This window comes from Streptomyces sp. NPDC029169, from assembly GCF_055563935.1.
This window is the reverse complement of the sequence record NZ_JBVHXA010000009.1, coordinates 138,402-162,791: the sequence shown is the minus strand read 5'-3', so window position 1 is coordinate 162,791 and position 24,390 is coordinate 138,402. Positions and strand designations below refer to the sequence as shown.

Genomic DNA, 24,390 nt, shown 5'->3' with positions numbered 1-24,390 from the left:
AAGCGGCGGCGGGCCGACCATGTTGCGTATCGCTCACCATGTTGTGCAATACGCACCGACGGAGGTCGCTGTGTCCCCTGAGTCCCCTCGAACGCAACCCGGCCGTGAGTACGTCCTCACCCTCTCGTGTCCCGACAGCGCCGGACTGGTCCACGCAGTGAGCGGCTTCCTGGTCAGGAACTCGGGCAACATCCTGGAAAGCCAGCAGTTCGATGATCGGCTCCAGGGCCGTTTCTTCATGAGGGTTCACTTCGACGTCTCCGATCCGGACACGAACGTGCGAACACTGCGTTACCGATTCGGTCCCGTCGCCGAGGCGTACCGCATCGCCTGGACCCTGAGCGAGGCGTCGACGCCGACCCGGACGCTCATCATGGTGTCCAAGTTCGGCCACTGCCTCAACGATCTGCTCTTTCGCCGGCGCACCGGCGCCCTCAACATCGAGATCCCCGCGATCGTCTCCAACCACCGGGACTTCGAGGGACTGGCGGAGACCTACGGCATCCCCTTCCACCACATCCCGGTCACCAAGGACACCAAGGCCGAGGCCGAGGCGCGCCTGATGGAGCTGGTACGCGAGCTGGACATCGACCTGGTCGTGCTGGCCCGCTACATGCAGATCCTCTCCGACGACCTGTGCAAGCAGCTCGAGGGCCGCGCCATCAACATCCACCACTCCTTCCTCCCCAGCTTCAAGGGCGCGCGCCCGTACGAGCAGGCCCACGCCCGCGGCGTGAAGCTCGTCGGCGCGACGGCGCACTACGTGACCCCGGACCTGGACGAGGGGCAGATCATCGAGCAGGACGTGGTCAGGGTGGACCACTCGCTCGGTCCCGGGGACCTGGTCACGGTCGGGCGGGACGTGGAGGCACAGGTACTCGCGCACGCGGTGAAGTGGCACAGCGAGAGCCGCGTCATGGTGCACGGCAACCGCACGGTCGTCTTCCGCTGAGCGGTACGGCACGAGGGGGGCGGCGCTGGACTTCCAGCCCCGCCCCCCTTCCGTATACGAGTTCAGTTTCCGAGCCGGTCGAGCAGAGCGCGGCGCCACCGTTCCGTCTCGGCGATCTGGTTGAACGTGAACACGTGCAACCCCGCCACTCCCGCAGACGGCGCGGTGAGCGCCTCCTCGGTACGCGCCAGCAACCTGTCGGGCGAGTACCCGCCGGGCGCCGCGAACCGCACGAACCACGAGGCGTGCTTGGTCAGGAAGCGCGTCGACTCCCCCACGCCGATCTTCGTCGCCATCGCCAGCAGCTTCGCTCGCTGCACGGGACCCGCGACGCCCAGGTGGACGGGCAGGGTGATGTCCCGGCGCCGTATGCGGGCGATCCACTCCCCCAGCACCCGCGGGTCGAAGCAGAGGTTGCTCACGATGTACGTGGCGTGCTCGCGCTTGTCCCACATGGCCTGGACGGTGACGTCGTCGTGGATGAGCGGATGGCTCTCGGGGTAGCCGGTGACGCCGACGCGGGCGAAGGGCCTGCCCAGCTCGCTCAGCCCGCGCAGCACCGGCAGCGCCCCGTCGTAGGCTCCGGCCGGCGGGTCTGCGTCGCCCGCCGGGACGAAGACGTCGTCCACGCCCGCATCGCGCAGCCGCTCGACGACCTCTTTCAGGTGCACCTCGTCCCGCAGCAGCCGCGCGGGCACGTGCGGGACGACGCGGTAGCCGTGCGCCGCGAGCCGGGTGGTGAGAGCGAGGGTCGGCTCCAGGCCCTTGACCGGCGACGCCGTCACGGTGACGACGACGTCCCGCGGGACATGGGCGAGGACCTTGTCCACGGTCGCCTTCGCGGGCAGCACCTCGTAGCGGACGCTGTCGAGCAGCGCCCTCAGCCCTGGGGTACTCAAGGTCTACCCCGCCGCCTGCGTCCGGGCGTCACGGTGGCGGTAGTACGCGGCCTTCGACGGCGCCTCCGGCTCCTTGCCGAGGATCAGGTCGGCGGCCTTCTCGGCGATCATCATCACCGGCGCGTAGATGTTGCCGTTGGTGACGTACGGCATCACCGACGCGTCCACCACGCGCAGGCCCTCCACGCCGTGCACCCGCATGCTGGTGGGGTCGACGACGGACATCTCGTCGGTGCCCATCTTGCAGGTGCAGGACGGGTGCAGGGCGGTCTCCCCCTCCTTCGCGACCCAGGCGAGGATCTCCTCGTCCGTCTCCACCTTCGGCCCGGGCGAGATCTCCCCGCCGTTGTAGGGGGCGAGTGCGGGCTGGTCGAGGAGCTTGCGGGCCACGCGGATCGCCTCGACCCATTCGCGGCGGTCCTGCTCGGTGGAGAGGTAGTTGAAGCGCAGCGCCGGGTGCTCGCGCGGGTCCTTGCTCTTGATCTTCACCGAGCCGATGGCGTCGGAGTACATGGGGCCCACGTGCACCTGGTAGCCGTGGCCGCCGGCCGGCGACGAGCCGTCGTAGCGGACCGCGATGGGCAGGAAGTGGAACATCAGGTTGGGGTAGTCCACGTCCTCGTTGCTGCGGGCGAAGCCGCCGGCCTCGAAGTGGTTGGTCGCGGCGGGCCCCTTGCGGAAGAGCCACTGCAGTCCGATGAAGGGGGCACGCCACTTCGCCATGTACGGCTGCATGGAGACGGGCTGCTTGCAGGCGTACTGGACGTAGACCTCCAGGTGGTCCTGCATGTTCTCGCCGACGCCGGGCAGGTCGTGGACGACGTCGATGCCGAGGGCGCGCAGCTCCTCGGCGTTGCCGACACCGGAGAGCTGCAGCAGCTGCGGGGAGTTGATGGCGCCGCCGCACAGGATGACTTCCCTGGCGCGCACCTGTTGGGGCGCTCCCCTGCCGCGCCGGTACTCGACGCCGACGGCCCGCTTGCCCTCGAAGAGCACGCGCGTGACGAGGGCGCGGGTCTTGACCGTGAGGTTGGGTCGCTTCCTGACGGGCTTGAGGTACGCCTTCGAGGCCGAGAGCCGACGTCCGCGGTGGACGTTTCGGTCGAACCTGGCGAAACCCTCCTGCCGAAAGCCGTTGACATCGTCCGTGGGAGCGTAGCCCGCCTCCTCGGTGGCCTTGAGGAAGGCACCGAAGAGCGGGTTGGTCGCGGGACCTCGTTCGAGGACGAGGGGGCCGTCATGGCCGCGGAACTCGTCGTCCGGGTCGGCCGCGAGACAGTTCTCCATCCGCCGGAAGTACGGCAGACAGTGCGCGTAGTCCCAGGTCTCCATCCCGGGGTCGGCCGCCCAGCGCTCGTAGTCCATCGGGTTGCCGCGCTGGAAGATCATGCCGTTGATGCTGCTGGAACCGCCCAGCACCTTGCCGCGCGCATGGTAGACGCGCCGGCCCCCCATGTGGGGCTCGGGCTCGGACTCGTACTTCCAGTCGTAGAACCGGCTGCCGATCGGGTAGGTCAACGCCGCGGGCATGTGGATGAAGACATCCCACGGGTAATCGGAACGACCGGCCTCCAGTACCAGCACCCGGTTCGCCGGGTCCGCGGAGAGTCTGTTCGCCAGTGCGCTGCCGGCCGATCCGCCACCGACGATGACGAAGTCGTACTGCAGAGGAGCCATGATGCCTCGTCTCGCTCGCGCCTCAGATACGCGAGGCATGCTAGTACCGGTAGCGCCATGCGCACCAGGTTGCGAACCGCGCAACTTGTAAGGTCTTTGCTTCGCCGTCGTTGCTTGCAGTCGCGTTGTTTACTGCGCGTATAGTTTTGCTATGAGCAACTACAGTCAAGACACCGAAACGTCACAGTCGCAGACCGGCGGAGTGCAGTCGGTCGACCGCGCCATCAGCGTCCTGGAGATCCTGGCCCAGCGCGGCGAAGCGGGAGTCAGCGAGGTGGCGGCCGAGATCGATGTGCACAAGTCGACCGCGTTCCGGCTGCTCGGGGCCTTGGAGGCACGCGGCCTGGTGGAGCAGGCGGGCGAGCGGGGCAAGTACCGCCTCGGGTTCGGCATCGTACGCCTGGCCGGTGCGGTCACGGGACGCATCGACATCACCCAGCAGGGCCGCCCGGTCTGCGAGCGACTCGCCGAGGAGATCGGCGAGACGGTCAACATCGCCGTCATGCAGGAGCAGTACGCGATCAACCTCTACCAGGTGCGCGGCCCGGGTGCTGTCACCGCGCACAACTGGGTCGGGCAGCTGACCCCCCTGCACGCGACGTCCAGCGGCAAGATCCTGCTGGCCCACATGCCCGCCAAGGAGCGCGCCGCGCTGCTGGCCGAGGCCGGGATGAAAAAGGTCACCCCGCGCACCATCACCGCGAAGACGAAGCTCGAGAAGAACCTCGCAGAGGCCCGCGAGCGCGGCTACGCGTGGACCCTGGAGGAGCTGGAGCTCGGCCTGCACGCCATGGCCGCGCCGGTTCGCGACCGCGACGGACAGGTCATCGCGGCCCTCAGCGCCTCCGGGCCCTCGTACCGCTTCACCGAGGAGCGCCTGCACGAGCTCTCCCCGGTGCTGATCAAGGGCGCCGAGGAGATCAGCCACCGTATGGGTTACCTGGGCTGAGTCACCCCTGAGGAGTGCCCAGGCGCTCGTTCACCCAGGTGTGGAATTCGCCGATGTGGTGCTCGCTGGGCACCAGCACACCGCCCTTGGCATACATCCGGGAGCTCATTCCGGGCTGGGTGCGTTCACAGGCGTCAAAGTCCTGCCGGTTGACCCGGTCGAAGAGCTCCACGGACCGGCTGACGTCCTTGCCGCTCTCGACGACGTGCGGCAGATAGAGCCAGTCGCACTCGACGATCGTGCGGTCGACGGCCACCGGGTACATCCGATGGAAGATCACATGGTCGGGGACGAGGTTGATGAACACCTGCGGCCGGACGGTGATCGCGTAGTAGCGACGGTCCTGGCCCTCCGCCACCCCGGGAATGCGGTCCAGGCCCTCGGAGCCGTCGACGGTGAAACCCTCGACACCCTCGCCGAACTCGGCACCGTGGCCGACGTAGTACTGAGCGGCGTAGCCGTCCGCGAACTCAGGGAGCACCTCGGTGAGTTCGGGGTGGATCGTGGCACAGTGATAGCACTCCATGAAGTTCTCGATGATGAGCTTCCAGTTCGCCTTCACGTCATAGACGATCCGCTTACCGACCGAGAGGTTGTCGATGTCGTAGTGCTCGATCGACTCCACGTCGCCGAGCCGGCCGACGACCGCGCCGATGACGTCCTCCTCGAAGGAGGGCGGGTTCTCCGCGAGGCAGACCCAGACATAGCCGAGCCACTCCCGGACGGCCACGTTCACCAGGCCGTACTCGGTCCGGCCGACGTCGGGCATCTTGGTGAGGTTGGGCGCCGCGACGAGCTTGCCGTTCAGGTCGTAGGTCCAGGCGTGGTACGGGCACTGGAAGGCGCGCTTGACCTCGCCGGACTCCTCCGTGCACAGCTTCGCGCCACGGTGCCGGCAGACATTGAAGAAGGCGCGGATCGAGTTGTCCCTCGCGCGGGTGACGAGGATGCTCTCGCGGCCCACGTCGACGGTGCGGAAGGCGCCGGGCTTCGCCAGTTCCGAGGCGCGCGCGACACAGAACCACATGGTCTCGAATATGCGCTCCTGCTCCTGGGCGAAGATCGCCGGATCCGTGTAGGAGGAGCCGGGGAGGGTGGCGATCAGGCTGTCCGGCAGACTGGTCGGGGTCACGGTGCACTCCTCGGGAAACGTCGTGGAGGGGTCATTCACGCGCCGGGAAGAGCGAATCCGGACGGCGTTGTTGTGCATGGAGCAACGCTGCGTGCGATATGCAACCGCAGCATGAGATGCCGTAGGTGCGATGTCAAGACGTCGCGGCGGCGAGCTGCTTGCGCCAGCGCGTGAACAGCCGCGGCTGGTTCATACCGAGCACGGCGACCGGCTCTCCCGAGCGCCGGTAGACGGCCAGGACGTTGCGGTCGTCCACGGCGCCTTCCTCTACGGTCACACTGTCGGCGCCGGCCGCATGACCGGCGAACTGGATCTTGACGCCGTACTGGTCGGACCAGAAGTACGGCGGCCGGGGCACACCCGGTTCCACCGCGCCCCTCGCCAGCAGTGCGGCGACGGCGGCGTCCGGGCGCTCCCGCGCACCGGTCCAGTGCTCGACGCGGCGGTGGGCCCCCGCGCGGGGGTCGTACCAGTTGGCACAGTCGCCGACCGCGACCACCCCGGCCAGGCTGGTGCGGCCGTCGGCGCCGCACTTGACGCCGTTGTCGAGCTCGACACCGGATCCCTCCAGCCACTCGACGCACGGGCGGGCACCCACACCGACGACGACGATGTCGGCCGGGATGCTGCGGCCGTCCTCGAGCAGGACGGCGTCCACACTCCGCTCACCACGCAGGCCCTTGACGCCCACGCCGCACAACAGCCGTACGCCGTGGTCCGCGTGGAGCGCGGAGACGATGCCGCCCATGGTCGCGCCGAGCGGTCCGGCGAGCGGAGTCGGGGCCACCTCGACGACCGTCACGTCGAGACCGAGGGTGTAGGCGGTGGAGGCGACCTCGGCGCCGATGAATCCGCCGCCGATCACCACCAGCCGTCCGCCCCGCGTCAGTTCGTCGCGCAGGGCCCGGGCGTCGTCCAGGGTGCGCAGGACGTGCACGCCGGCCAGGCCCTCGGCGCCGGGGAGCCTGCGCGCGGCGGCGCCGGTCGCGATGACGAGGCCGTCGACGCGGACCTCCCGTCCGTCGGCGAGCCGTACGGCGCGATCCGTGCGGTCGAGCCCGGTGGCGCGGGTGCCGAGCAGCCACTCCGCCCGCAGGTCCTCGGCGTCCGTCTCCAGCGCGAGATCTGCTTCGTCGACGGTGCCGACCAGGAACTCCTTGGACAGCGGCGGCCTGTCGTACGGGCGATGGAGCTCGTCACCGATGACGACCAGCCGCCCGTCGTAGCCCCGCGCGCGCAGCGAGCGCGCCGCCGACAGTCCGGCGAGCGAGGCGCCCACCACGGCCACGGTCCTCACGCGGAACCTCCAGCGAGCCGGGCCGCGACACAGGGCGGCAGGTTGGGGGCGTCCGTCGACACCCGGACATGGATCACGCCGTCCTCGACGACGACCTCGTGCGTACGGACCGGGAGCTTGGCCGGCGGAGCATCGACGGCGCCGGTCCTCAGGTCGAACTTCGAGGCATGCAGGGGGCATTCCACCTCGCAGCCCTCCAGCCAGCCGTCGGCGAGCGAGGCGTCCTGGTGGGTGCAGGTGTCATCGATGGCGAAGATCTCGCCGTCGTCGGTATGGAACACCGAGACCGGCGGATCGATGTCGAGCCGGAAGGCCTCACCTCGCGGGAGATCCGCGAGTCGGCACGCGGGAATCTTCATGACACCTCGGTGCGTATAACGAAACGGATTGCGGAAAGCGCAACGCCAGTCTGAAGTCGGCCCCGAACCCTTGTCAAGGCATTCACCGACCGGACAGGTCGACGTAAGGCGTTGCGCTGAGAGCAACGATGTGCGCCATAGGGAATAGGAAACACATCGGACTGCCTCCACCCTTTCGGGCACATGAAGGCGGCCCGCCTCCTCGCCCGCCAGGGACGAAGAAGCGGGCGCGTCGCCCTCTGCATACCGGGCGGTCAGAAACCCCGGTCGATCCACTCCTGAAGGTGCGGAGCCTCGGCGGCGACGGTGGTCGCCTCCCCGTGCCCGGTGTACACGACGGTGTCTGCGGGCAGCGTGAGCAGCCGGCCCTTGATCGAGTCGACGATGGTGGGGAAGTGGCTGTACGACCTTCCCGTCGCCCCCGGACCGCCCGCGAAGAGCGTGTCACCGCTGAAGAGCGCCGTCAGGGCCGGCGCGTACAGACAGACCGCGCCAGGGGCGTGCCCCGGGGTGTGCAGCACGGTCAGCTCGACACCGGCCACCGCGAGCACCTGACCGTCGGCCAGTTCGCCGTCGGGTGCCCGGTCCGGGTGGGTCTGCTTCCACAGCGGCAGATCGTCCGGGTGGAGCAGGACCGGCGCCCCGGTGCGCGCCGCGAGTTCGGGCGCTGCATCGATGTGATCGTTGTGGGCGTGGGTGCACACGATGGCCCGTAGCGTGCGCCCGCCGAGAGCAGCGGCGATGGCCTCGGCGTCGTGCGCGGCGTCGACGACGATCACCTCGTCGTCATCACCGATGACCCACACATTGTTGTCGACGTCCCAGGTGCCGCCGTCCAACGAGAACGTCCCCGAGGTGACGAGGTGTTCGATGCGGGCGCCGGCCATCAGAGGATCACCACCGAGCGCAGGACCTCGCCGCCGTGCATCCGGTCGAAGGCCTTCTCGACCTCGTCCAGTCCGATGGTCTCCGTGACGAAGGCGTCCAGATCCAGCCGACCCTGCAGATAGAGGTCGATGAGCATGGGGAAGTCGCGGGAGGGCAGGCAGTCCCCGTACCAGGACGACTTCAGCGCGCCGCCGCGGCCGAAGACGTCCAGCAGCGGCAGCTCGAGCTTCATCTCCGGGGTCGGCACGCCGACCAGGACGACCGTGCCGGCGAGGTCGCGGGCGTAGAAGGCCTGCTTGTACGTCTCCGGGCGGCCCACCGCCTCGATGACGACGTCGGCACCGAATCCGCCGGTCAGCTCGCGGATCGCCTCGACGGGGTCGGACTCCTTGGAGTTGACGGTGTGGGTCGCACCCAGCTTCCTGGCCGTGGCCAGCTTCCGGTCGTCGATGTCCACCGCGATGATCTTCGCCGCGCCCGCCAGGTGCGACCCGACGACCGCCGCGCCCCCAACGCCGCCGCAGCCGATGACGGCCACACTGTCCCCGCGTCCGACGTTGCCGGTGTTGATGGCGGCACCGATGCCCGCCATCAACCCGCAGCCGAGCAGTCCGGCGGCGGCCGCCGACGCGGCCCGGTCGACCTTCGTGCACTGTCCGGCCGCCACCAGCGTCTTCTCCGCGAATGCACCGATACCCAGCGCCGGGGACAGCTCCTGCCCGGTCGAGGCGAGGGTCATCTTCTGCTTGGCGTTGTGGGTGTTGAAGCAGTACCAGGGCCGTCCGCGCAGGCAGGCGCGGCACTGGCCGCACACCGCCCGCCAGTTGAGGATGACGAAGTCGCCGGGCGCGACATCGGTGACGCCCTCCCCCACCGCCTCCACGACACCCGCGGCCTCGTGACCGAGCAGGAAGGGGAAGTCGTCGTTGATGCCGCCCTCCCGATAGTGCAGATCCGTGTGGCAGACCCCGGAGGCTTCGATCTTCACCAGCGCCTCCCCCGGGCCGGGATCGGGCACGATGATCGTTTCCAGGCTGACGGGGGCGCCCTTGCCCCGCGCGACGACAGCACGGACCTGGTGAGTCATGGCCACTCCTCGGCTAGTACGAGCTCTGAGTTCTGTTGCTCATTACGGCACACACTTCACTTGCCGCAACACAGCATCGTGGAGCGTCGACCGGGGGTCAAGGATGCGACACGCAGAACACCGCACAGGCGCGGATCCGACGGGCACGCAGCGTGGGCGTCGGACGAAGGTCCGCGCCCTTGCCGACCGCGGCCGCCGCCTTGCCCTCTGCGGACACCTGCGCCCTGGGCAACGTCATGTCCGGATCTGACAGAACATGGTCATTGCGGCCCTCGTGGCGGGGCGAAATGATCGGCACATGCTCCCACCGCACAGAGTCGTCATCGCGGCCTTCCCGGGCGTCGAACTGCTCAACGTCACGGGTCCGGCCGAGGTGTTCTCGGTCGCCACACGGGTCGCCGGCACCGGCCGACCCGGCTACACCGTCCGCATCGCGACAGCCCAGGGCGAGCCGGTGACCACCTCCAGTGGGATCCGGCTGATGGCCGACCTGACCCTGGACGAGGTGAACGGCAACGTGGACACCTTGCTCGTATCGGGTGCCGTCCGTGTGCACCACCACGAGGTGGAGCCGGTTCTCGACGGCGAGGTCATCGATTGGCTGCGTGAAGCGGCACCCGGGACCCACCGGCTGGGCTCCATCTGCTCGGGCGCGCACCTGCTGGCCGCGGCGGGCCTGCTGGACGGCCATTCCGCCACGACCCACTGGCGTACGGCCGCACGGCTGGCCGCCGACCACCCGCTCGTCACCGTCGACCCGGACCCGATCTTCATCCGGGAAGGCCGTCTGTGGACCTGCGCAGGCATCGCCTCGGGAATGGACATGGCACTGGCCATGGTCACCGAGGACCACGGGCCCGAACGCGCCCTGGCCACCGCCCGGACGATGGTCATGTACGTCAAACGCGCCGGCGGTCAGAGCCAGTTCAGTGCCCCGCTCGCGCCTCCTGCGGCGCCCGGCGACCGGCTGGACGACCTGCGCATGTGGATCGGAGAGCACCTCACCGCGGACCTCTCCGCCGACGCCTTGGCCGCGCGGCTGCACCTGAGCGCGCGCCACTTCTCCCGGCTGTTCCGCGAGCGCACCGGCACCACCCCGGCCGCGTACGTCGAGTCCGTCCGGCTGGAGGCCGCCCGCCGGCTGCTCCAGGACAGCACCCACGGCCTGCCCGAGATCGCCGCCCTCAGCGGCCTCGGTTCAGTGGAGAGCCTGCACCGTTCCTTCCGACGCCGTCTCGGCACCACCCCCGCCCAATACCGGCGCCGCTTCCAATAAGCCCAACACCCTCCATCCCCGACCGCCCGCGAACCACCGCGCGGCGGAAGACAGCCATGCCCAAGGAGCGAACCGTGTCCCGAACCAAGGTCGTCCCCATCCCGGTCATGGGCCGGCACAACATCAACGCGTACCTGCTGCTGGGCCGCCGGCCCGTCATCGTCGACGCGGGAACGCCCGGCAGCGGCCGAAGGATCTACGAGCAGGTCGCCGCCCATGGGGTGGACCCCACCGACGTGTCACTGATCGTCATCACCCACGGCCACATCGACCACTTCGGCTCCGCCGGCGAACTGCACCGCCTGACCGGAGCTCCCGTAGCAGGACACATCGCCGACCTCGGCCCCTACCGCTCCGGCCGGGCCCGCGAGCCCTACCTGCCCACCGGACTGACGGGCCGACTCATGGCCATGAACAAGAACCTGCACATCCAGGTGGAGCCGCTCGAACCCGACGTCCTCGTGACCGGCGAGACCGACCTGGAGGACTACGGGATCACCGCGCGCATCATGCCCACCCCCGGACACACCGCCGGATCGGTCTCCGTCCTCACCGACCAGGGAGACCTCGTCGCCGGCGACCTGATCGCCAACTCCCTCTTCGGTCTCGTGCGCGGCCGACCCGCCAACCCTCCCTTCCACGACGACCCGCTGCACAACCTCGCCAGCCTGCGGAAGATGCTCGCCCTGAACCCGACCAGACTCCACGTCGGCCACGGCACCCCACTGGACCCCCACCGGGTCCGACGCTGGGCCGACCGGGAACACCGGCGGCTGTCCCGGCTCGAAGCGGCAGGGCGGCTCCCCGCCCGCACGGAGAACAGCACGGCCTGACCGGCAGGGCAGGACCCTCAAGGGGATCAGGCTCTGCGAGCCACAGCGGCGATCGCCGCCGCGATGGTTCTGTGCAACTGCTGGGCGTCCGCTCCGGCACGGGAGCGCAGGTTCACACCGTGCGCCAGGAGGGCCAGGACATCGGCCGCGGAGTCCGGGTGGGCATCCTCGGCGAGTTGTCGCTGCCGCTGTGCCGACAGGAGCGCGGTGTGGAGGGCGGTGCGCAGGTGCTGGTGCTGCCGGTCGAGGATGGCGCGGACGGCGGGGTCGCCGTTCTCGGTGCCCGCGTGGGCGTTGGAGATCATGCAGCCCCATTGGGCGAACTCGCCGGTACAGCGGGTCTCGATCAGCCCGGTGAAGAACTCGGTGATGGCCGGCAGTCCGCGGTCGTCCTCCTCAAGCCGGCCGAGCCGTGACCGGTCCTGGACGTACCGTTCGAGGGCGGCGCGGTACAACTCCTGCTTGCCGCCGAAGGTCGCGTACAGGCTGGAGCGGTTGAGCCCGGTGGCGTTGACGATGTCCTGGATGCCGGTGGTGGCCACGCCTTGCCGCCAGAACAGCCGCACCACCCTGTCCAGCGTCGCGTCCGGATCGAAGTGCTTGACGTCCGCCATGCCCTCTTCGACAGCCGTCCAGCAGATCCCCGCCGACGTCCGCGCCGTGATGCAGCGGGCAGCCCGAGAACTCGCTGACTCCGGCCAGGCGGATCAGGCCCTGGCCGTCGGCGCCAAGGCGCCGTCCTTCGCCCTGCCCTCGGCCACCGGCCGGACCGTCGACCTGGCCGAACTGCTCGCCGACGGCCCGGTGGTGCTGACCTTCCACCGCGGCGCCTGGTGCCCCTACTGCAACATCGCCCTGCGCTCCCTGCAGCAGCACCACGACGCCATCACCGCCCGCGGCGCCCGGCTGGTCGCCGTCTCGCCCCAGGTACCCGACGAGTCCCTGTCGTACGCCGAGAAGAACGAGCTGACTTTCGACGTGCTCAGCGACCTCGGCTCCGACACCGCCAAGCAGTTCGGCCTCGCCTTCGATCTGCCGGACGATCTCGCCGCCGTCTACGCCGGCTTCGGCATCGACCTGGACCGCTCGAACGCCGGCCACCCACGCACCCTGCCCCTGCCGGCGACCTACGTCATCGACCGCGACGGCACGATCCGCTGGGCCTTCGTGAACACGGACTACACCACCCGCGCCGAACCGGCCGACATCCTGGCCGCACTCGACCAGCTGAGCTGAGGGGCGGCGGCTGAGGACCGATGCGGTGGACATCCGGAGGGGCACCACCGCATCGGCCCGACAGAGCCGTGGCCGCCACCTGGCCGGGCGCGTCGGGGGCGATGAACACGGCCATGGTCAGGCCGTAAGGAACGCGAGCCGGGGATCGGTCGTGTTCGGCGCGATCTCGATGATCTCGGCCGAGACCACGTCGTGGGCGACAAACGGATCCGCCTCGACCCGGTCCCGCAGTTCGTCGAGGGTCGTGCGGTGGGCCAGCACGGCACCGCCCTGGCCGGTCTGAAGGCTTCCGACCAGCAGGAAGACCCCGTCCTCCACGCCTTGCCGGATCCACTCCTGATGGTCTGCCATGTGCTGCGGAGCCTGGCTCTTGTTGGCCGCGAAGCGGAGCAGGACGACGAACACGGAAATCTCCTTCGATTGCTGGACGGTGGACGAGGTCGGGTTCAGTGCGTGGAGCGCGGTGTCGGGCCGTGCGCGAGGCGCTCGTCGAGCCAGGCGTGGAGACGGTCGACCTCCCGCTGCACGAACCGTCCGTCGTGGAAGGCGTTGGACAGGGTCGCCACGCCCTGACTGAAGGCCAAGACGTGCATCGCGAGATCGTCTGCCTCGACGGCGAAGCCGAGCTCCTCGAACTGTGCCCGGAGCCACGTCCGGAACAAGTCGAAGACGGCGACGGCCTGGGGCCGTGCGGGGTGACCGAGTTTGGCGAGCTCGTTCGTCAGAGTCCCGACCGGGCAGCCGAAGTTCTGGATGTCCGCGCCGTTGGTGACGACGATCTCCACGAACCGTCGCACCCGCTCAGCGGGACCTGGCTCGTCCCGATCCCACTCCGCGAGCATCGCGCGCGTGCTCTGGAGCCGGGCCTCGATGACCGCGACGAGGATCTCGTCCTTGCTCTTGAAGTGGTGGTAGAAGTTGCCCCGCGAGATGCCCACCGTCTGGGCGATCGCCGCGAACGACGTGTGCTCGAAACCCTTCACGTAGAAAAGCCGGTTCGCAGCATCGACGATCTGCGCCCGCGTACCCGCGCTCTCCGCCACCACGTAACCCCACAGCCCTCACCCCTCGCTAGGACGAGCGTCCTAGCGCTTGACACCACACTCTAGGACAGGCGTCCTAGGTGGCGTCAAGGCAGAGCGGGAACACGCCTTGAACAACCGCCGCACCTGAAGACGACGACGGCCTGCACAACCCCAACGGGTCGCACAGGCCGTCGTCGCGCTGGCCCCGGATCTACCGGCAGCGTCCGGCGACCGTTCGGGCCTTTCGCTCAGCCGACCAGTTCGCGGGTGGCCAGGGCGGTGCCTTCGATGCGGGCGCTGATCTTGGCGAAGGCGGTGTCGCGGGAGGTGGAGGTGTCGTCGGCGAAGGGGGAGAAGCCACAGTCGTCGCAGGTGCCCAGACGGTCGAGGGGCAGGTGACGGGCGGCGGTCAGGACGCGGTCGCGTACCTGCTCGGGCGTCTCGACACGTGGGTCGATCGGGTCGGTGACCCCGATGAACACCTGGGCCTGGTCAGGGAGATGTTCAGCGAGGACGGCGAGGACCCTCTCCGGTTCCGGCTCGCTGGAAAGCTGGACGTAGAAGGCGCCGGCCTTGAGCCGGAGCAGTGTGGGCAGCAGAGCCGCGTAGTCGACGTCCAGGCTGTGGGTGGAGTCCTGATCGCCGCCGGGGCAGGTGTGGATCCCGATCCTGGCCTGTTCGGCGGTGGAGAAGCGTTCCAGGACGCGGTTGTTGAGGGCGATGAACTGATCCAGCAGGCTCCCGCTCGGGTCGAGCTTCAGCGCGAGACGGGCCTCGGTGAAGTCGAGCTGGACGCGGTGCGCACCGGCGTCCAGACACCGGCGGATGTCCGCTTCGGCCTCGGCGGTGAGGTCGTCGAGGAAGGCTTCGCGGGGGTATCCGTCGATGCCGTCAGGTGGGTAGAGCAGGCTGAGGGCCGACGGCGCGATGACGGCCTGCTTCACCGGCACGGCCGCGTGCCTGAGCGCTGCGTGCAGGTAGCGGTCGGCGTGGACGCCGTAACGCAGTGGTCCGGCCGTCAGGCGGGGCAGCTGCCGCTGGTGTCCGTCGGCGAACGGGATGACGACGCCGTCGGGTGCCAGCCGGTTCAGGCCGGTCAGGGGGTAGGTGGCGAAGCTGGGCTTGGCCTGTTCGCCGTCGGTGACGACCGGGGAGCCGATCTCCTCCAGGCGGCGGACGGTGTCGGAGACCGCGCGGTCCTGGGCGTCGGCGAGTTCCTCGTCGCCGATCCGGCCCGCGGTATGGTCCGCCATGGCGGCGAGCAGCTCGGCGGGCCTCGGGATGCTGCCGATCGGTTCGGTGGGAATCCCCGCCGCGAACCGGGTCACGGCCCGATCTCCAGCTGTGCCCCACCGTTGCTGCCCCTGAGCCCGGACAAGAGGCACTTCGTGGGCAGCTCACCGGGGAGCGCGGCAACGGTCCGATGCGCCGCCAGCCCTTCGCCGCGGCCCTCGACGACCCGGCCCGACAGCCTGACCACGAGGACGCCGGCGACACGAATGCTGGTGCTGCTCTCGTACGCGATCGACGACCGTTTCCCGTCGCCGTAGTGGACGACTTCCCCGACTCGCGGGCTGTTCACCGTGACGCAGGACGCCGCGGGTGACTTCCCTTCCAGGTAGCCGGTGGCCGGCACCGTCCGGCCGGGAGCGACCGTGCACGTGTAACTGGCATGTGTCTGCACGCGGGTCTGGCGGGGCAGCAGAGTCAAGGGCGGGTTGTACGTGCTGGTGCTGGAGCCCGTGCACAGAACGTTCTCTCTGTGCACGGGCTCATGGGCCTGACCAGCTGGAGCCCACACCATCGACGAGCCCACAAGGACCAGGGAACCCAGCGCCGCTGCCGCGCCGTGCCTGTCGAACATTCACCCTCCACGGAATCCGATCTTCCAACGGGCTATGACTACCGAAGGCTGTTCCTGCCGTCACCGGCTCGATGGGGCACACCACCCGCGCACTACGCGCAGTGCGTGTGGGGAAATGCCCGCACGCCCCCCAAATGGGCGCCTTGGTCATCAGATCGATGGGTAGGACAGCCGAATCGGAATCAAGCACTCACACTCGAACGCCCCGGTAGAAGGAATCGTGATGGACCAGACAGCCGCGCAGAGACTCGTCTTCGCCATGCTGGACGAGGACGGAGACGGAATCGTCTCCAGGGAGGAATACATGGCGCGCACGAGAAGCGTGGCGCTAGCGACGGGGCGCAAGGAGGACGATCAACTCGTCGTCACCGCACGCACGCTCGGCGAGCGGGCGTGGGCGTCGATGGACGCCGACGGCGACGGAAAGATGACCTTCGACGAATACGCGACATGGGCGGGCGCCGAGGCGTTCGACACCGTCTGCGCGCCCGTCCTCGGCGCGCTCTTCGACCTCGCCGACACTGACCAGGACGGCGCCCTCGACCTCTCCGAGTTCACAGCCCTGCGCACAGCACTGAACAACCCGGCCGCCAAGGCCGAAGCGGCGTTCGCGGCCCTGGACGCCGACGGCGACGGCCGCATCAACCGCGACGACTACATCGTGTCCATCCGCGCCCACGTCACCGGCGAAGGATCTCCCATGGGCAGGGTGCTGTACAGCAGGCCGCTCTCGGACGTCCCCGCGTGATGATCAACGGAATAGCCGAGGCTGCCGGTCGCGGAAACGCCGGATGACGCGCGCCGGTGGCCGGAGGCGCGTCATGTCGCCTCCGGCCACCGGTCTCCTCTGTGTGCGATGGTTCAGCAGGTCAGGCGGGCGTTGGCCCACTCCGAGTGGTCGTAGTGGTTGCCGTCGGCGGCGTCCGTGGCTCTCAGTTCCAGTTCGGTGGCGCCGGTCACGTCGGCGGTGAGGGGCAGGCCGGGGTCGGTGCCGCGGATGATGCCGGTTTCGCCGACCTTCTTGCCGTCGGCCCACACCTCGAAGGTGACCGAGCCCCTGGGGCCGTCCTCGTCGTCGATGCCGACCACCGCGCTGAACGTACGGCAGGCGCCGCCCAGGTAGAAGTGGACGTTCGACTTGGCGTGGGCGCCGAGGCCCTTGGCGTACGGGACGCCCTCGATGACCATCGGGAGCGCGCCCGGGCTCAGGTCGCGCTGCAGCGCTCCCCAGCCGACCAGCCAGGACATGACCGGCAGGTCACTGAGGTACGGCGTGCCGGTCGGGGCGGGCGGCGGGACGGTGACCTTGATGGTCTCGTCGATGGTGGCGGGCAGTTCGCCGTTCCAGCGGTACGCGGCCGTGGCCGTGAGCTCGTACGTGCCCGGCTTCGTGTCCGCGGCGGGCTTCACCGTCCAGGAGGACATGGTGGAGCGGCCGGATCCTACGGTGGCCGCCGTCCGCTCGCCCGTACCGGAGACGGTCCAGCCTTCCGGTGCCTTCAGCGACACCGACGGGTTGATGGCCGCCGTCGGGCCGTGGTTCGCGAAGGTCACTGTCAGCGGGTTGTCCTCGCCCGCCTTCGCAAGCACCACCGGCGAGCCCTGGTACGTGGGGCGGCCGGTCAGCTCAAGGGACGTCGACGGGCCGTTGGGCAGGGCGATCCGGTCGAAGTCCGGGGCCCAGCCGGTGGCGTTGCCGAACTCCAGGGTGTGGGTGCCCTCGGTCAGGGTCACCGTGGCGGTCGCCACGCCCGTACGGTCTCCTCCGGTCGGCGGGAAAGAGATCGTCATCGGCGCCCCGCCATCGACCTTCAGCGTCGCCTTGCGGTCGTCCGCGTCGCCGTTGGAGTAGGTGATCTTGAGGGTGTACGTGCCGGTGTGGGGGACAGTGACGTTGTTGAAGCGGAGGGCCGAACCCATGCCTACGTAGCCGACCTTGCCGCCCGACCTGACCGCCTCACCCGTCAGGGTGTTGCCGGCGGCCTCCGCCTCGTATGTGCTGTCGGCGTTCTGCGGGGCCCACGTGCCGGACGCGGTGTCCAGGCTCCAGCTGTCCTGCCAGGCCAGCTTCGCCGTCGTGCCGCTGATGTGCAGTGGCAGCCAGATGGGCTTGGAGTCGAAGAGGCGGCGCGGGTTCCAGCGGTCGCCGACGTAGACGTACGTGGTGCCCCGGCTGCCGGTGACCGGGACGATCGACGAGGTCTGCGAGTCGAAGGTGCGCGATCCCGCCGGGGCGAAGTTCTTGAACTCGCTCCACGGGCCCGCCGGTGAGGTGGCGGTCGCGTACACGTTGTCGTTGCTGGACCAGCCGGTGAGGTACGAGCCGAACAGGAAGTAGCGGCCGTCGACCTTGACCATGGCGGGTGACTCGAAGCCGGCGACCAGGGCGGTGTTGCTCTCGACCTTCAGGTAGTCGTCCGACAGCCTGTCGATGCGCAGGCCGTGCTCGCGGTCCTCGGTGAGGAGGTAGCCGGTGCCGTCGTCGTCCTTGAACAGGCCGATGTCACGGCTCTGGAAGCCGAGCGGCCGCTCGCTGCCCCGGTAGGTGTACGGGCCGCACGGGGTCGGGCTGGTGGCGACGCCGACCTTCGCCTCCTGGTACGTCTTGTCCTCGATGTGCATATACATGACGTACTGGCGGGTCTTGTCGTTGTAGATGACCTTGGGGCGCTCGACCACCCGGTTCGGGCCCAGGTCGCCGTCGGCCTGACGGGACAGCGCGCTGCCCTCGTGGTGCCAGTCGGTGAGGTTCTTGGAGGAGTAGCAGGCGACGGCGTGGTACGTCTGGCCCGCCTCCTTGTCCTCGCCGACCATGTAGTACGTCGAGCCGGCCTTGAAGATGCCCGCTCCGTGGGCCTGCACCAGGCGGCCGGTGTCGTCGCTCCAGGCGGCGCCCGGGACGATCGGGTGGGTGGGCATGGACGTGCCGCCCGGCGGGAGGCTCTCCGCCATGGCCGGGGGGAGCACGGTCGCGCATATTCCCAGGAGCGCGGCGCCGACTGCCGCCGCAATGCGTGTTCTTCGCATGATCGTTTCCTTGGTGGTCACAGCGACGTGCGCTGGAACTGCTGGTTGGCGGCGCCCGAGCAGGTCGCGGGCCGGAGCTGGGCGTTGTTGGCGGTGGAGCCGTTGGAGACCTCGGCGCACTCGCCGGTGACGGCGTTGACGAGCCGGACGCGGCCGGCGCCCAGGTCCTGGACGAACCAGTGCTGCTTGGGCTTGCTCACACCGCAGGTCCAGGTGATGACCGCGACGGAGAGGTCCATGCACTTGTTGGCGCTCCGCGAGACGAGCCGGGAGCGGCCGTCGCCGGTGCCGTGCGAGTCGATGCGCCACTGCTGGTCGGCGGCGCCCGTGCAGTCGTACTGGACGACGGCGGACTGGGTGGCCTTCACGCACTTGCCGGAGTGGGCGAGGGTCAGCGTGTCGTAGCCGGTGCCGATCGGGGTGACCGTCCCGGCCGCCGTGTCGATGCTGAGCTGCTTCGCGTACGCCATGGTCATCGATGTGTTGCTGGGGAAGGTCAGCGGCAGCCAGACGTACGTGGAGTCCTCGACCGGGCCGCCCCAGGAGCCGGCCCAGCGGTCGCCCATGTAGAGGTGGCTGGTGGCCGAGGCGCCCTGGATCGTCAGGACGTACGCGGTCTGGGAGCCGTACGTCTGGGAGTCGCCGACGTTGGCGTTGGCGCTCCAGGCGCAGCTGACGCAGCTCGCGGTGGCGTACTTCTGCTGGGTGGGCAGCCAGCCGTCCTGCCCGGAGGTGAGCAGGAAGTAGACGCCGTTCCGCTTGAACAGGGCGGGGGCCTCGCGGCGTTCGCCGGGGAAGAGGGTCCGGACGAGGGACTGGACGCCGGTGTAGTCGGAGGTGAGGCGGTAGACGTTGAGGTCGGCGTTGTCGTTGGCTGCCGACACCAGGTACGCGCTGCCGTCGTCGTCGCGGAACAGGGTCATGTCCCGGGACTCGTACCCGAGGGGGCGGAAGCTGCCCTGGTAGGTGTAGGCGCCGTCGACGGTGGACGAGACGGCGACGGCGACCTTGGCCTCGCTGTAGTCGACGCCGTTCTCCTTGTGCGCCCACAGGACGAACTGGCCGGTGGTCTGGTTGTAGACGACCTTGGGGCGTTCGAGGTTGGCGAGTTGGAGCTCGGAGTGGCTGGCCTGGGTGAGGACGTGGTTGCGGAACTCCCAGTCGCGCAGGTCGCTGGAGCGCCAGACGGAGACGTACCGGAAGGTGTCGTCGGCGTTGCGGTCCTCACCGAACCAGTAGTAGTAGCCAGCCACTTGGATGACTCCGCCGCCGTGCGCGTGGACCGGGTTGCCAGCCGTGTCGTTGACGCGCTCGCCGACCGGGACGGTGACCGGCGCGGCGTGCGCGGGGGTGGCGGGGAGCAGGGCGCCGAGGACGAGGGCGACGCAGAGGACCGTGGCCTGAGCCAAGCGTCTGAGGGGGTGGGACATGGAGTTGTTCATGCGGAACTCCTGTGTCGGGTGGGGCCGGTGGGGACGGCCCCGGTGGGGAGGGGTGGGCCTCAGTCCTTGAGGCCGCTGAGGGTGATGCCCTGGACGATGTGGCGCTGGGCCACCAGGAACATCACGGCGAGGGGCACGATCGTGACGACCGCGCCGGCGAACAGACCGGGCAGGTTGACCGACTGTGCGGTGAGGAAGGTGGACAGGGCGATCTGCGCCGTCCACGTGCCGGGGTCCTGGCCGATGACCAGGGGCCAGAGGAAGGCGTTCCAGCTCTCGATGAACGACAGGGCGCCGAGCGCCGCGAGCATGGACACGGAGTTGGGCAGGGCGATCCTGCGGTACACGCCGAGGTGGCTGAGGCCGTCAAGACGTCCGGCCTCCTCGATCTCCGTGGGGAAGCGGAGATAGAAGTTGCGGAACAGCAGCACCGCGAAGGCGTTGAAGAGGCCCGGCGCGATGATGCCCCAGTGGGTGTTCACTCCGCCCAGCGAGCCCACGACCACGAAGGTCGGGATGAAGGTCACCGAGCCGGGGATCATCAGCGTGACCACGATGAAGGAGAACACCGCGCCGCTGCCGGGGACGGGGATGCGGGCGAGGGCGTAGCCGGCCATCGAGGCGAGCAGCGTCGAGACGGGTGCGGTGACGACCGCGATGAGCAGCGAGTTGCCGAGGGCGCCCGCCATGGGGACGGCCGGGTCGGTGAAGAGGCCGGTGAAGTTGTCGAAGGTGAGCGGATCCGGCAGCCACCGCCAGTCGGGGGCGGTGACCTGCTGGGGTGTCATGAGCGCGTTGCGCAGCATGACGTAGAAGGGGAGGAGGAAGGCCGTGGCGGCGAGGCCCAGGGCAAGGTGGGTGGCGAGGGTGCCGAGGGGCGAGCGGCTGCGGTTCACGTCGGGTCAGTCCTTCCGGCCGAGGCCGACGATCCGGCCCTGGAGGAGGGTGACCGCGACGATGAGCAGGGTGAGGAGGAAGGCGCCCGCCGAGCCGACGCCGTAGTTCTGGTCGCCCAGCGCCACGTTGTAGAGGTGGACGAGGGGCGGGTTGACGGGCGCGGTGCCGCTGCCGCCGCCGAGGCCGCCGCTGAAGAGGTTGTAGAACTCGTCGAATGCCTGGAACGCGGCGATGGTCATCAGCAGCAGGAGCGCCACCGAGGTGTTCCGCAGCATGGGCAGGGTGATGTGGCGGAACATCCGCCACCCGGACGCCCCGTCGAGGGCGGCGGCCTCGTACAACTGGGGCGGGATGGCCTGGAGCCCTGCCAGGAAGAGGATCATGTAGAGGCCGACCTGGAGCCACAGCCGCAGGGTGATCAGGACGATCCAGTACAGCGGCGGGTCCTGGGTGGCGATCCACGGCACCGCCTCGAAGCCGAGCAGTCCGCCGAGGGTGTTGGCGATCCCCGACGGCAGCCCGTTGAAGAGGCTCATCCGCCAGACGAGGGTGGCGGCGACGTACGAGACGGCCGCCGGGAGCAGGAAGGTCGTACGGAAGAAGCCCCGGCCGCGGCGGACACGATGGACCAGGACGGCCAGCGCGAGCGAGGCGGCGAACGTCACCGGCACGATGACGAGCGTGAACAGGACGATCGTCAGGAGCGAGGAGCGGAAGCCGGGATCGGCCAGCAGGAACGCGTAGTTGTCCAGGCCGACCCAGCGGGCCGGGTTCAGCGTTCCCCGGGCCTCGCCCAGGCTCAGCAGGAAACTCCAGCCGATCGCGACGTACTTGAACAGGCCGAGCCCGAGCACCATGGGCGCGGTGAGCACGACGAAGGCGAGGACCGCGGACCGGTCGGTCCTGCGACGTGCCGGTCTCCGGGCGGCTGCCCGGGGCCTGAGCCGTGCCCCGGGACGCGCCTTTCGCGGCGGTGGTGAGGTGGAGAGAACCATGGTCGTACGGCTCCTCAGCCGAGCTGCTTGTCGAGCTCGGCCTGGCACGCGGCGGCGGCCTTGGCCAGGGCGGCGGCCGGGTCGGCGTGCTGTTTGGCGATCTTCGTGACGGCCTCGCCGAAGGCGGTGGCCATGGCGGTGTTCCACAGGTTCGGGAAGGACGTGCCGTACTTCTGGGAGATGGCCACGGCCTCCTTGGCCGCGCCGGCGGCGAACTCCGTCGTCTGCGCGGCGACACTCGATCGCGGGGGCACGTGGAAGCCGTAGCTCACGCACCAGTCCTTCTGGAGGTCGGCCTGCTGGAGCCAGAGCCACTGGACGTACTTCTTGGCTTCCTCGACGTGCATGCTCTTGGCGTTGACCAGCTCGTACCAGCCGCCGAGGCGGGCGGTGGGGCGGCCGGTGGCGCCGAAGGCGGGCCAGGGCACGACGCCGAAGTCGTCGCCGATGTTCTTCTTGATGTCGGGCATCGCCCACAGGCCGCACCAGTGCATGGCGGTGGCGTTCTGGTTGATCGCGCCGGGGTCGTACCAGTCGGTGGTGAAGTCCAGGAGCAGGGACTTGGAGTCGTGGAGTTGGCGCAGGGCGCCGATGGCGGTGGCGGTCTGCGGCCGGTCGAAGGCGACCTTCGTGCCGCCTTCGAGGAGATCGCCGCCGCCGGACCAGGCCATCAGATAACCGGCGTCGCCGATGCCGTCGTTGCCGACGAACAGGCCCTTCATCTTCTTGGTGGTGAGCGTGCGGGCCGCCTCGACCAGCTCGGCGTACGTCGTGGGCGGCTTGATGCCGGCCTTGTCCAGGACGCTGCGGCGGTAGTACAGCATCATGATGTCGTCGATCATCTTGATGCCGTAGACCTTGCCGTCGACGGTGGCGCCGTCCAGATCCGCCTTCGCGAACTCGGACTTCGCGCTGCCGAGGATGTCGTCGAGCGGGGCGAGCTGGCCGTTCTTCACCATCTGATGGCGGAAGTCGCCGATCTCGAAGACATCGGGTGCGTCGGCGGTCAGCAGGCTCGAGTTGAGCTTCGTCTCGTAGTCGCCGGCGACCCAGGTGATGTTGATCGCGACGTCCGGGTTGGCCTTGGTGTACGCCTGGGCGTACCGCTTGACCGCCTCCTGCGTCCCCTGCTCGCCGTACGCGTGGTACCACTGGTTGATCGTGATCTTCGCCCCGGCGCCGGCACCGGCGTCCTTCTTCATCGGGTCGCTGGTGCACGCGGGGAGCACGGCACCGCCGGCTATGAGGAGCGAGGTGGTGAGGAAGGATCTGCGGCCGTAGGCCCTCGGGTTGGTGTGCATGGGTGCGGCTCCTGACGGTGAGGGTGGAGGTGGGGCAAGGTCTTTCAGATCGACTCGGTGGTGAACAGGTTCTGGAGGGCGACCGCGGCCGCGCCGCGTGCCCATTCCTCGAAGGGCAGGGGCCGGATGATCAGCGCACAGCGCGCTGCGGCTCCGAACGACTGCTGGGCGTAGGACTCCCGGATCTGCGGCTCCAGGAGGTCGTAGGCGGCAAGACCCTCCCCCGAGACGACGATCCGCTCGGGTCCGATGAGGTTGGAGACGGCGGCGAGGCCGAGGCCGATGGCGTGTCCGGCCCGGTCGAAGGCATGACGTACCGCCTCGTCGCCGGCGCGGGCGCGCGCGACGGCCTCGTCCATCGAAAGCCCGGGATCTTGGGCGGCGTTCCGGGCGTGGGCGACGATGGCCTCGGTCGACGCCAGGGCCTCGATGCAGCCGCTGCCCCCGCAGTGGCACGTGGGCCCCGGTTCGGCGACGCGTACGTGGCCGAGCTCGCCCGCCACGTTGTACGCGCCGGCGACCAGGCCGCCGTTGACGACGAGGGCGCAGCCGATGCCGGTGCCGACGGTCACCAGGGCGAACGACGACGCCCCGACGCCCTCGCCGAACCACTGCTCGGCGACGGTGAGGGCCTTGACGTCGTTCTCCAGCGTGGTGACCAGGCCGGTCGCCTCGGTCAGCAGCCGTGCCAGCGGGACGTCGCGCCAGCCGAGGAAGGGTGAGTACCGGACGTTCCCCGAGGCCCGGTCGACGTCACCGGAGACGGCCACGCCGAGACTGTGGGTGCGCTCCCGGTAGGCGTCGTTCTCGGACAGCAGCTCCTCGACCAGTTCGGCGAGGGCCGTGACGACGCCGTCGACGGTGTGGTCCGTGAGGACGTGGTGGCGGGAGGCGCGCGTCTCGGCCCGCAGGTCGCAGACCACGCCGATGAGGTCCTCGTTGGTGATCTTGACACCGATGAAGAACTCGCGGTCGGCCCTGATCGTGAGCGGGCTGGCCGGGCGGCCCGCGCCCGGCGCGCTGCGTTCCTCGGCCGCCAGCTCCTCCAGGTATCCGGCCTCGATGATGGGGCGGGCCGTCCTGGTGACCGCCGCCGAAGAGAGCCCCGTCCGCCGCGCGATCTCCACACGGGAGACCGGACCGCGCGTCAGGACGGTGGTGAACACGGCCGCCGCGGCGGGCGTGGTGATCGGGGCACGAGGCTCTGGGATCGGAGGCATGCGCCGTACCGTAGGGCCATTAATTACCTCCGTC

The 24,390-nt window shown here is 69.4% G+C and carries 24 protein-coding genes; 6 read left to right on the top strand and 18 right to left on the bottom strand.

The window, feature by feature from the left end; genetic code table 11:
* The first annotated feature begins 70 nt into the window (after positions 1-70).
* On the top strand, positions 71-952 hold the full coding sequence (gene purU, locus ACZ4VI_RS19165) for a formyltetrahydrofolate deformylase (protein WP_468000560.1): 882 nt from the start codon (positions 71-73) through the stop codon (positions 950-952).
* 62 nt (positions 953-1,014) lie between these two features.
* On the opposite strand, the gene ACZ4VI_RS19160 is transcribed toward purU, so the two are convergent.
* Both ACZ4VI_RS19160 and betA read right to left on the bottom strand, forming a co-directional pair.
* Positions 1,015-1,851 (bottom strand): methylenetetrahydrofolate reductase, encoded by an 837-nt coding sequence (locus ACZ4VI_RS19160; protein ID WP_468000558.1) that lies wholly within the window; start codon positions 1,849-1,851, stop codon positions 1,015-1,017.
* A 3-nt stretch (positions 1,852-1,854) separates the two neighbouring features.
* Positions 1,855-3,528 (bottom strand): choline dehydrogenase, encoded by a 1,674-nt coding sequence (betA, locus tag ACZ4VI_RS19155; RefSeq protein ID WP_468000556.1) that lies wholly within the window; start codon positions 3,526-3,528, stop codon positions 1,855-1,857.
* A 151-nt stretch (positions 3,529-3,679) separates the two neighbouring features.
* On the opposite strand from betA, the gene ACZ4VI_RS19150 reads away from it, so the two are divergent.
* Entirely contained in the window at positions 3,680-4,477 is a 798-nt protein-coding gene (locus ACZ4VI_RS19150) for an IclR family transcriptional regulator (protein ID WP_468000555.1), read from the top strand.
* Between the two features lies 1 nt (position 4,478).
* Here ACZ4VI_RS19150 and ACZ4VI_RS19145 read toward each other — a convergent pair whose 3' ends face one another.
* The 5 genes from ACZ4VI_RS19145 to ACZ4VI_RS19125 all read right to left on the bottom strand — a co-directional run bounded on the left by ACZ4VI_RS19145 (position 4,479) and on the right by ACZ4VI_RS19125 (position 9,240).
* Positions 4,479-5,609, bottom strand: a complete 1,131-nt coding sequence (locus ACZ4VI_RS19145; RefSeq protein WP_468000553.1) for an aromatic ring-hydroxylating oxygenase subunit alpha — start codon at positions 5,607-5,609, stop codon at positions 4,479-4,481.
* Positions 5,610-5,742: 133 nt separating this feature from the next.
* On the bottom strand, positions 5,743-6,906 hold the full coding sequence (locus tag ACZ4VI_RS19140) for an NAD(P)/FAD-dependent oxidoreductase (protein WP_468000551.1): 1,164 nt from the start codon (positions 6,904-6,906) through the stop codon (positions 5,743-5,745).
* The gene (locus tag ACZ4VI_RS19135; protein WP_468000549.1) at positions 6,903-7,265 is read right to left on the bottom strand and encodes a bifunctional 3-phenylpropionate/cinnamic acid dioxygenase ferredoxin subunit; all 363 of its coding nucleotides are present in this window, start codon (positions 7,263-7,265) and stop codon (positions 6,903-6,905) included. Before ACZ4VI_RS19135 ends, ACZ4VI_RS19140 begins: the two co-directional genes overlap by 4 nt.
* Positions 7,266-7,519: 254 nt before the next feature.
* Complete coding sequence (locus tag ACZ4VI_RS19130) at positions 7,520-8,152, bottom strand: MBL fold metallo-hydrolase (protein ID WP_468000548.1); 633 nt, start codon at positions 8,150-8,152, stop codon at positions 7,520-7,522.
* Positions 8,152-9,240 carry an S-(hydroxymethyl)mycothiol dehydrogenase gene (locus tag ACZ4VI_RS19125; RefSeq protein ID WP_468000547.1) on the bottom strand — a complete coding sequence of 363 codons (1,089 nt, stop codon included), beginning with the start codon at positions 9,238-9,240 and terminating at the stop codon, positions 8,152-8,154. Before ACZ4VI_RS19125 ends, ACZ4VI_RS19130 begins: the two co-directional genes overlap by 1 nt.
* 298 nt (positions 9,241-9,538) lie before the next feature.
* On the opposite strand from ACZ4VI_RS19125, the gene ACZ4VI_RS19120 reads away from it, so the two are divergent.
* Both ACZ4VI_RS19120 and ACZ4VI_RS19115 read left to right on the top strand, forming a co-directional pair.
* Positions 9,539-10,516, top strand: coding sequence for a GlxA family transcriptional regulator (locus ACZ4VI_RS19120; RefSeq protein ID WP_468000545.1), 978 nt, complete (start codon positions 9,539-9,541; stop codon positions 10,514-10,516).
* 74 nt (positions 10,517-10,590) lie between these two features.
* Positions 10,591-11,349, top strand: a complete 759-nt coding sequence (locus ACZ4VI_RS19115) for an MBL fold metallo-hydrolase (protein WP_468000543.1) — start codon at positions 10,591-10,593, stop codon at positions 11,347-11,349.
* 26 nt (positions 11,350-11,375) lie between these two features.
* Here ACZ4VI_RS19115 and ACZ4VI_RS19110 read toward each other — a convergent pair whose 3' ends face one another.
* A complete protein-coding gene (locus tag ACZ4VI_RS19110; protein WP_468000541.1) occupies positions 11,376-11,963 on the bottom strand; it encodes a TetR/AcrR family transcriptional regulator in 588 nt (195 codons plus the stop codon).
* Between ACZ4VI_RS19110 and ACZ4VI_RS19105 the strand changes: the two genes are divergently transcribed.
* Positions 11,962-12,585 carry a peroxiredoxin-like family protein gene (locus ACZ4VI_RS19105; protein ID WP_468000539.1) on the top strand — a complete coding sequence of 208 codons (624 nt, stop codon included), beginning with the start codon at positions 11,962-11,964 and terminating at the stop codon, positions 12,583-12,585. The two genes, ACZ4VI_RS19110 and ACZ4VI_RS19105, sit on opposite strands and share 2 nt — an antisense overlap.
* Before the next feature lie 117 nt (positions 12,586-12,702).
* On the opposite strand, the gene ACZ4VI_RS19100 is transcribed toward ACZ4VI_RS19105, so the two are convergent.
* The 4 genes from ACZ4VI_RS19100 to ACZ4VI_RS19085 form a co-directional block, all read right to left on the bottom strand.
* Positions 12,703-12,990: a YciI family protein gene (locus ACZ4VI_RS19100; protein WP_468000537.1), complete on the bottom strand. Its 288-nt coding sequence runs from the start codon at positions 12,988-12,990 to the stop codon at positions 12,703-12,705.
* Positions 12,991-13,031: 41 nt separating this feature from the next.
* Positions 13,032-13,628, bottom strand: a complete 597-nt coding sequence (locus ACZ4VI_RS19095; RefSeq protein WP_468000536.1) for a TetR/AcrR family transcriptional regulator — start codon at positions 13,626-13,628, stop codon at positions 13,032-13,034.
* 230 nt (positions 13,629-13,858) lie between these two features.
* Positions 13,859-14,938, bottom strand: coding sequence for a cobalamin-independent methionine synthase II family protein (locus ACZ4VI_RS19090; protein WP_468000534.1), 1,080 nt, complete (start codon positions 14,936-14,938; stop codon positions 13,859-13,861).
* On the bottom strand, positions 14,935-15,321 hold the full coding sequence (locus ACZ4VI_RS19085; RefSeq protein WP_468000532.1) for a hypothetical protein: 387 nt from the start codon (positions 15,319-15,321) through the stop codon (positions 14,935-14,937). Before ACZ4VI_RS19085 ends, ACZ4VI_RS19090 begins: the two co-directional genes overlap by 4 nt.
* Positions 15,322-15,697: 376 nt before the next feature.
* Between ACZ4VI_RS19085 and ACZ4VI_RS19080 the strand changes: the two genes are divergently transcribed.
* The gene (locus tag ACZ4VI_RS19080; protein WP_468000530.1) at positions 15,698-16,222 is read left to right on the top strand and encodes an EF-hand domain-containing protein; all 525 of its coding nucleotides are present in this window, start codon (positions 15,698-15,700) and stop codon (positions 16,220-16,222) included.
* Between the two features lie 113 nt (positions 16,223-16,335).
* Here the strand turns inward: ACZ4VI_RS19080 and ACZ4VI_RS19075 are convergent, their stop codons facing one another.
* From ACZ4VI_RS19075 to ACZ4VI_RS19050, 6 genes are read right to left on the bottom strand one after another with little or no spacing between them, the layout of a single operon-like run.
* A complete protein-coding gene (locus tag ACZ4VI_RS19075; protein WP_468000528.1) occupies positions 16,336-18,501 on the bottom strand; it encodes an NPCBM/NEW2 domain-containing protein in 2,166 nt (721 codons plus the stop codon).
* Between the two features lie 17 nt (positions 18,502-18,518).
* A complete protein-coding gene (locus ACZ4VI_RS19070; RefSeq protein ID WP_468000526.1) occupies positions 18,519-19,943 on the bottom strand; it encodes an RICIN domain-containing protein in 1,425 nt (474 codons plus the stop codon).
* A gap of 59 nt (positions 19,944-20,002) precedes the next feature.
* Positions 20,003-20,839, bottom strand: coding sequence for a carbohydrate ABC transporter permease (locus tag ACZ4VI_RS19065; RefSeq protein ID WP_468000524.1), 837 nt, complete (start codon positions 20,837-20,839; stop codon positions 20,003-20,005).
* Between the two features lie 6 nt (positions 20,840-20,845).
* The gene (locus ACZ4VI_RS19060; RefSeq protein WP_468000523.1) at positions 20,846-21,835 is read right to left on the bottom strand and encodes a carbohydrate ABC transporter permease; all 990 of its coding nucleotides are present in this window, start codon (positions 21,833-21,835) and stop codon (positions 20,846-20,848) included.
* A gap of 14 nt (positions 21,836-21,849) precedes the next feature.
* Entirely contained in the window at positions 21,850-23,136 is a 1,287-nt protein-coding gene (locus ACZ4VI_RS19055) for an ABC transporter substrate-binding protein (protein WP_468000521.1), read from the bottom strand.
* A gap of 44 nt (positions 23,137-23,180) precedes the next feature.
* The gene (locus ACZ4VI_RS19050) at positions 23,181-24,356 is read right to left on the bottom strand and encodes an ROK family protein (RefSeq protein WP_468000519.1); all 1,176 of its coding nucleotides are present in this window, start codon (positions 24,354-24,356) and stop codon (positions 23,181-23,183) included.
* Between the last annotated feature and the right edge of the window lie 34 nt (positions 24,357-24,390).